We start from the raw sequence: 6,543 nt of genomic DNA on the forward strand, positions 1-6,543 counted from the left end.
AAATTGTATACGGTAGTTTTTATTTTCGCCCAGCAAGTTCTGTGATTGTTGATAATCAGCATCGATAATCACCCCATCTTTAATAGAGAATCGTGCGCTATCTTTAATAGTTCCCAGCAGGCTAATGATCGATTGGTTTGCATGCCATTGTTGTTTATCGCGATGAAGTTGCTGTGTTGCGACTAATTCAAAACCATTAATATTGGCATGGTAGCGGGCCTTGGAGGGCAGCAGGCTCTGACTGATGTCAAGGTTTTCACTCGTCTTATCAACATTAGCAGCATTAGCGCTATTGCTAAGCACAGCAACAAGGGGGATTAGGCAGAGTAGCCATAAACAGAAAAATTTGCTGATGTTAACAGCGGCTATGGTGAACTGCCTTTCAAGCAGTCTCAAATTGCACACCATGTTTGGGAATCGCTTTGCCGTCTAACCATGCTGTATTGCCATCTAATCGTAGCCGCTTCTCGACAAACCAGCAAATCACTTCTGGGTAAATCTTATGTTCTTGCTGTAAGACTTTAGCTGCAAGGCTCTTCGCGTCATCGCCATCAATCGCTACTGCAGCTTGTAAAATACATGGCCCGCCATCAAGCTCAGCAGTCACAAAATGCACTGTAGCCCCTGCAAAGGCATCGTTTGCATCAATAGCGCGCTGATGGGTATTTAAACCGGGATATTTCGGCAGTAGTGAAGGGTGAATATTTAATAATTTCCCGGCAAATTGCTGAGTGAATGCAGGCGTCAGTATGCGCATAAAGCCTGCCAAGATTACTAAGTCTGCCTGGTAATCTTGGATGACTTGGGCTAGATGCTGGTCAAATAATTCACGCGAGGCAAATTCAGTATGATTGATACACAAAGCAGGAATACCCTGATCGGCTGCACGTTGCAGCCCAAATGCATCAGGTTTGTTAGCAATCACCGCAACGATTTCGGCCTTAGCATGAAGCCGATTGCTGTTTTTACATGCATCGATAATAGACTGTAAATTACTGCCGCTGCCTGATATCAGTACGACTAATCGCTGCATTAGCTTAACTGCACCGATGGTTCGGCTTCTGACGATGATTCAATGTGGCCAATGATTCTTGCAGACTCACCTTGCTGGTTTAGAAATTGAACAATAGCGTCAGCATCTTCAGTGTCAACACAAAGCACCATGCCAATACCGCAGTTGAAGGTGCGGTACATTTCATCTGTGGCAATATTGCCATGCTGTTGCAGCCACTGGAATATCGGTGGCAGTGTCAGGGCAGATTGCGATAATTTTGCTTGCGTATAGGCCGGCAGCACACGAGGAATATTTTCACTAAAACCACCACCCGTAATATGGGCTAATGCTTTTATATCAAATTCGGCAAATAATTTAAGCAGCGGTTTCACATAAATCTTGGTTGGTGTTAGCAATGCCTCGGCCAGAGATTGGCCTTCAAAATCCTGATGCAAATCGGCACCGCTCTGTTCGATCACTTTGCGAATTAAGGAATAGCCATTAGAATGCGGGCCCGACGAGCTAAGGCCAATGATGGCGTTGCCGGCAGCAACCTGACTGCCGTCAATAATTTTACTTTTCTCAACCACACCAACGCAAAAGCCAGCAAGATCATAATCGCCCTTAGCATACATACCAGGCATTTCAGCTGTTTCACCACCAATCAACGCACAAGCCGATTGCAAGCAGCCCTCTGCAATACCTTCAACAACTGCCGTAGCGACATCTACATCCAGTTTGCCAGTGGCATAATAATCCAAAAAGAATAACGGCTCTGCACCCTGAACAATTAAATCATTGACACACATCGCTACTAAATCAATACCCACAGTGCTGTGAATACCGGTTTCAAGCGCAAGTTTTAGCTTCGTGCCAACGCCGTCGGTGCCGGCAACCAAAACAGGTTGTTGATAGTGACTGGGTAATTCGCAAAGTGCACCAAAACCGCCTAAGCCTGACAATACCTCAGGCCGAGTGGTCTTTTTGACCGCCGACTTGATATTGTTAACCAAAGCATAACCTGCCTCAATATCGACGCCCGCGTCTTTATAACTGAGGGAAGATTCAGCGCTATCAAGCGATTGAGTTGTAGAAAGATGATCTGTCTTGTTATTGGACATTGTGGCAAATAGATATGTGTTAAAATTAAAGCGCCATTCTACCCATTTCGCACTGTGGTCGCTAGCTAAAACTTAGCCGCAACAACGACTTAAAAGTTTTCCGACGGAATATTGATCATTTCAACAAATTTCCGGGGTATTGGTTGCAAAAGCCCTGAACTGCTTATAATCTCGCCGATTGTTGTTATAAAAAATTCAGTCTATGCAGTTACATAAGATTATTCTCATCATTGCCTTGCTATTTGCTCCATTCTGCTATGCCAACAGCATGCAAGATGCTTACACAGCCGTGATTGAGGTAAGCTCAAATAATGAGGGCAATGTAAAACGTTTTAGCCGACCAGGCTTATTGACGGTATTGCATAAAACAACTGGCCTATCTAAGCAACAGCTGTCCCAGTACAATGCTATTGCCAAAGCACTTAATAATGCCGATAGATATATTCAGCAATACAGTTTTATCGCCAAACCAACGCTTGATACCAACAGGCTTGAGCAAGGCAGTTACTTTCTTCAATTAACATTCAACCGGCTTGCTCTATCGCAGCTCCTGCAAAGCGCTGGATTAGTTGCGAATATCACTAAACCTAAAGTATTGGTGATTCCTCTTCTGGCAAGCGATGATTCGATTCAGCTGATGCAGCCTTCAGCTGTTGTTGCGAACGGCTCTTTCACAGCCTTACGATTTGCCTTAATTAATACAGGCATTTCAGCTTTTATCTATCAAAGTCAGGCAATCAGTGAAATGCGCCTTAGTGCATTGTGGTCATTAGATGCATTCAGCCTAAATAATTTAAAAAGCACTCATAATGCGGATGCTATTTTACTTTTAAAGCAAACGTTAGAGGGCGAATCCATTGGTGGCTCGGTGTTTTATGCTGATAATGCTTTGGCTCTGCAGCAACCCAAATCTCGCGTTGCAGCTATAAGCGGTAGCAATTATATGACTGCGCTACAGAATGCGTTTACACCTATCACGCAAAGCTGGAATACAAACAACCGCATGACTATGGGTGAAAATGAAGTAGCTATCTTGATTCGCGGACTTTCATCGTTTGAAGCTTATTCTCAGCTGATGGAGACGGTCGCTGCTATAGACTTTATTGAGCATGTGTATGTGCTTGAAGCGCAGCCACAACATATTTTGATCAGCGCTAAAATTAAAGCCGAGAAAAACCAGCTCAGCGCACGACTCGATGCGTTGCCAGCATTTCAGCCTGTATCATCTTCAAACGATGCAGCCGTGCTTGAATATTACTGGACTAACAGAAACTAAGAGGACAGCGCTTGGCATGCAGGAGAAACATCAGTTAAGCCTTGGTCTAGGGATTGAAAGCAGTACAAGCTTCGACAATTTTTTTTGTGCACAGACCAATAAATTACTGCTCAACACCCTGCGGCAGTGCATTTTGTCCGGCGAGAATGATTTTATTTATTTCTCTGGCCAAGCTGGCAGTGGTAAGACGCATTTACTCTTGGCCAGTTTGGCGCTGGCGCAGTCTGTTAAATCATCTGTATTTTATTTGCCATTGCAGGAAATGATGCAGTTTCCTGCAAAGCAGGTGTTAGACCAGCATATGGATTCTGACTTTCTTTTGATTGATGACATTGAAGCTGCGGCGCGAGCTTATGATTGGCAGCAAGCTCTGTTCGACACTTATAACCAACGAAATGAAGCAGGCAAGGCGATATTCATTGCCAGTCAAGTACCGGCTAATCAACTAAGGTTTGAGCTTGCAGATCTTAACACTCGCTTATCCGCTTGCTTAAGTTTTCAGCTAAGGCAATTGGATGAGCCAGAGTTACCGCAATATATTCAGTTTTTAGCCGAGCAGAAAGCGATGCCGCTATCTGAAGCCTGTGCGCATTTTATTTTACAGCGTGCAGGTCGCTCAATTGCCGCACTTAAATACGTGATTGATGAGCTTGATAAGGCGCAAATCTTACACGGCAAAAAAATTACCATCCCATTTATAAAATCATTATTCGACTGGTAGAGCAGCTAGAACGTTTTTGATAATTCAATTTGATAGCTGCGTGGCGAACCAATAAAGTAGCGAGGCGTATTGCCACTGAATGGCTGCACATCAGCACGATCAGCATAGTTTATGTCAAATATATTTTTGATGCTGGCAGTCACATCGATTCGCCAAGGCAGTGACTGTTGAAAATACAGATTCGTTAATGTATGCCCCGGATAAGTCTCAGAATTCTCTGGGTTTAAATAGTATTGATCAATAAATACCGCTTCTAGCGACAACTCCGATTGGAAGGGTGTAATAAAGTTTAAGCGGCCGCTCGCAAGGTTTCTTGGCGCCGTATCCATATCGTTACCTTTAATGCTGGCGTCACCCAAAAACAGCAATTGAACATTCGAGTTATACTGGTGACGGTTGTGCGTATACGCCAGCTCAAGCTCTAAGCGCTCGGCAACAAGCCAGCCACTCAAGCTCAGCTCTACCCCTTGATGCTGGGTTTTCTGCCCATCGACATTGATGCGGTCATTGTTTTTAACAATGACATTATGCTTATCAATAAAGTAGGCGCTGATTGCATACTGCCAGTTTGGCAGGTAGGCGATATAGTTAACTTCGACACTATCTCCGCGCTCGGCTTTGATCGTATTGTCTAACTGACCCTGCTCAAGTCGGTACAGCTCAGTCGCCTGAGGCACACGATAGTGCCTAGCCAAATTTAAAGATACGCTGTGTGAACGATTAAGAGCCCAGAGCAAACCCAATTGCGATGACCAGTTCTGGTAAACATCATTATCATCCGCCGGTCTAAAATAGCGGCAATCTTGAATCGCAATCGACGCATCACAGGCACTGCCATCGGCTAGCTTATTATCATAATTAAATCGACTGTGATCGCCTCGTAAGCCTAAATCAAGCTGAAGCTGATCTAAGATGGGATAACTGGCCTCAAAAAAGATGCCTGCTACTGCTGCATCAACCCTATAGTCATAATGTTTTCCCTGAGGTAGCTTGCCGCCAAACTGATCGGCTTCAAACTGTGTTTGGCGTAAATACGCACTGCTGTAATCGAACTCAAAGCCAGTTTGCACTCGCCATGCTTGGTAATTACGCAGATAGCTGGCTTTAAACCCTGCACTGCGGTGGCCATTTTCCTCCAACGGCTTACCGGGCAGAAAAAACATTTTAAACTCCATGTCGTTAGCACGAAGATAAGGCGTAAAAATCAGGCTGGCATTGTCTTTCGGTGAATAAACCATATCGGCGGCATAACGAAAGGCCTCAGCTTTTCGAAATGCACCGCTAGAATCATTATCATTTTGCAAATCATCATCTTTATAGGCGTCTTCGCCGACAATATAACCTGCGGTATCTTGGTCCAGTTGCATATAGTTAATATGATGCGCTAGCGAAAAATTGTTTGCATTATGCTGCAGATATTTGATTCTTAATTTTGCCTGATCATAACCAGAATCTTTTTTATAGCCGCTATCGTCATCAATCATTGCCTGTGCGATCCACTTCTCATCTCGGTGATCAACAGCATAGCGATTCAAGCCCAAATCATTATCAAGAAAACTGAGTCGCGTTTGACGATTCGACGGTGCCAAAAATTCTGGCGATACGATATTGATAATACCGTGCAGAGTATTTGCATAACTCAGGGAACCAGCGCCGCGCAGCACTTCGATGCGATCTGCTTGCAAATAATTAGCGTCAAAAAGCTGGTTTACATTACAAAAATTCGGTGCTCTGAGGCTGATACCGTCTTCGCTCATCATAAATGGACCACAAGCGCCTGCGCCAACAAAAACAGGGCTGCGAATAGCGGTTAAATGCTCTTGACCATTGCCGCGTGAAATCCAAATGCCAGGGCTTGCAACCACAGCTTCCGATATATGGCTTGCCATTTGATACTGATCTGCATCAATGGCTGTGACAGCATATTGATTATTCTGCATCGGGTGGCGACTGGCTGTTACCTCGATAGTTTCCAGCTTGTCGACATTGCTTGGCTCAGCTATAGAAAGCTGGCCTTGCTTGCTTGCGTTGGTCTTGGACGAGTCCTTATTACCTAGACTCTCATTTCTTGAGTTCTCATTTCTTGAGCTCTCATTAATCGAACTCTCATTACTCGCACTCTGATTGCTTGTGGTCTGATTAGCCAGCGTTGGCAACGAGAGGTAAAGCGCCATTGCAGCCAAACATGCTGCACGACAATAGTGTTTAATCATCAAGCATCACCTTGGTAATGAATGAATAAACCCTGCGCACGTGAGCAAAGCAGCTGATCAGCAAAGCATTCACCGATGATGAAGACTTTGCGTCCTTCAACCTTATCGATTCTGGCGGTAAACGATAATTCCTGAAATAGTGGCGTTGGCGCTAGATAAACAATGCTTAAGTTGGCGGTAGGGCCGGCTAACAGATTACAGCTGGCACACATCGCTAA

At 44.5% G+C, this 6,543-nt stretch carries 7 protein-coding genes; 2 read left to right on the forward strand and 5 right to left on the reverse strand.

The window, feature by feature from the left end:
- The 3 genes from HRU21_11010 to purM all read right to left on the reverse strand — a co-directional run.
- Window positions 1-396: hypothetical protein (locus HRU21_11010; GenBank protein ID NRA42816.1), on the reverse strand; the 396-nt coding region annotated here is incomplete at its 3' end.
- Complete coding sequence (gene purN, locus HRU21_11015; protein NRA42817.1) at window positions 383-1,033, reverse strand: phosphoribosylglycinamide formyltransferase; 651 nt, start codon at window positions 1,031-1,033, stop codon at window positions 383-385. The genes purN and HRU21_11010, both read right to left, overlap by 14 nt.
- On the reverse strand, window positions 1,033-2,115 hold the full coding sequence (gene purM / locus HRU21_11020) for a phosphoribosylformylglycinamidine cyclo-ligase (GenBank protein ID NRA42818.1): 1,083 nt from the start codon (window positions 2,113-2,115) through the stop codon (window positions 1,033-1,035). The genes purN and purM overlap by 1 nt, the downstream gene beginning before the upstream one ends.
- 202 nt (window positions 2,116-2,317) lie before the next feature.
- Here purM and HRU21_11025 point away from each other — a divergent pair, with 202 nt between their 5' ends.
- Window positions 2,318-3,391, forward strand: coding sequence for a DUF2066 domain-containing protein (locus HRU21_11025; protein ID NRA42819.1), 1,074 nt, complete (start codon window positions 2,318-2,320; stop codon window positions 3,389-3,391).
- Between the two features lie 16 nt (window positions 3,392-3,407).
- Entirely contained in the window at window positions 3,408-4,112 is a 705-nt protein-coding gene (gene hda / locus HRU21_11030) for a DnaA regulatory inactivator Hda (protein NRA42820.1), read from the forward strand.
- Window positions 4,113-4,117: 5 nt separating this feature from the next.
- On the opposite strand, the gene HRU21_11035 is transcribed toward hda, so the two are convergent.
- Both HRU21_11035 and HRU21_11040 read right to left on the reverse strand, forming a co-directional pair.
- Complete coding sequence (locus HRU21_11035) at window positions 4,118-6,325, reverse strand: TonB-dependent receptor (protein NRA42821.1); 2,208 nt, start codon at window positions 6,323-6,325, stop codon at window positions 4,118-4,120.
- Window positions 6,325-6,543 (reverse strand): PaaI family thioesterase (locus tag HRU21_11040; GenBank protein ID NRA42822.1); only part of this gene is annotated, 219 nt, incomplete at its 5' end. The genes HRU21_11035 and HRU21_11040, both read right to left, overlap by 1 nt.

The organism is Pseudomonadales bacterium (assembly GCA_013215025.1).
Classification (GTDB): domain Bacteria; phylum Pseudomonadota; class Gammaproteobacteria; order Pseudomonadales; family DT-91; genus DT-91.

What these genes read in the sequence shown, in the direction of transcription:
- purN (NRA42817.1), bottom strand. Translation starts at nt 1,033, where the DNA reads ATGCAGCGATTAGTCGTACTGATATCAGGCAGCGGCAGTAATTTACAG.
- purM (NRA42818.1), bottom strand. Translation starts at nt 2,115, where the DNA reads ATGTCCAATAACAAGACAGATCATCTTTCTACAACTCAATCGCTTGAT.
- HRU21_11025 (NRA42819.1), top strand. Translation starts at nt 2,318, where the DNA reads ATGCAGTTACATAAGATTATTCTCATCATTGCCTTGCTATTTGCTCCA.
- hda (NRA42820.1), top strand. Translation starts at nt 3,408, where the DNA reads ATGCAGGAGAAACATCAGTTAAGCCTTGGTCTAGGGATTGAAAGCAGT.
- HRU21_11035 (NRA42821.1), bottom strand. Translation starts at nt 6,325, where the DNA reads ATGATTAAACACTATTGTCGTGCAGCATGTTTGGCTGCAATGGCGCTT.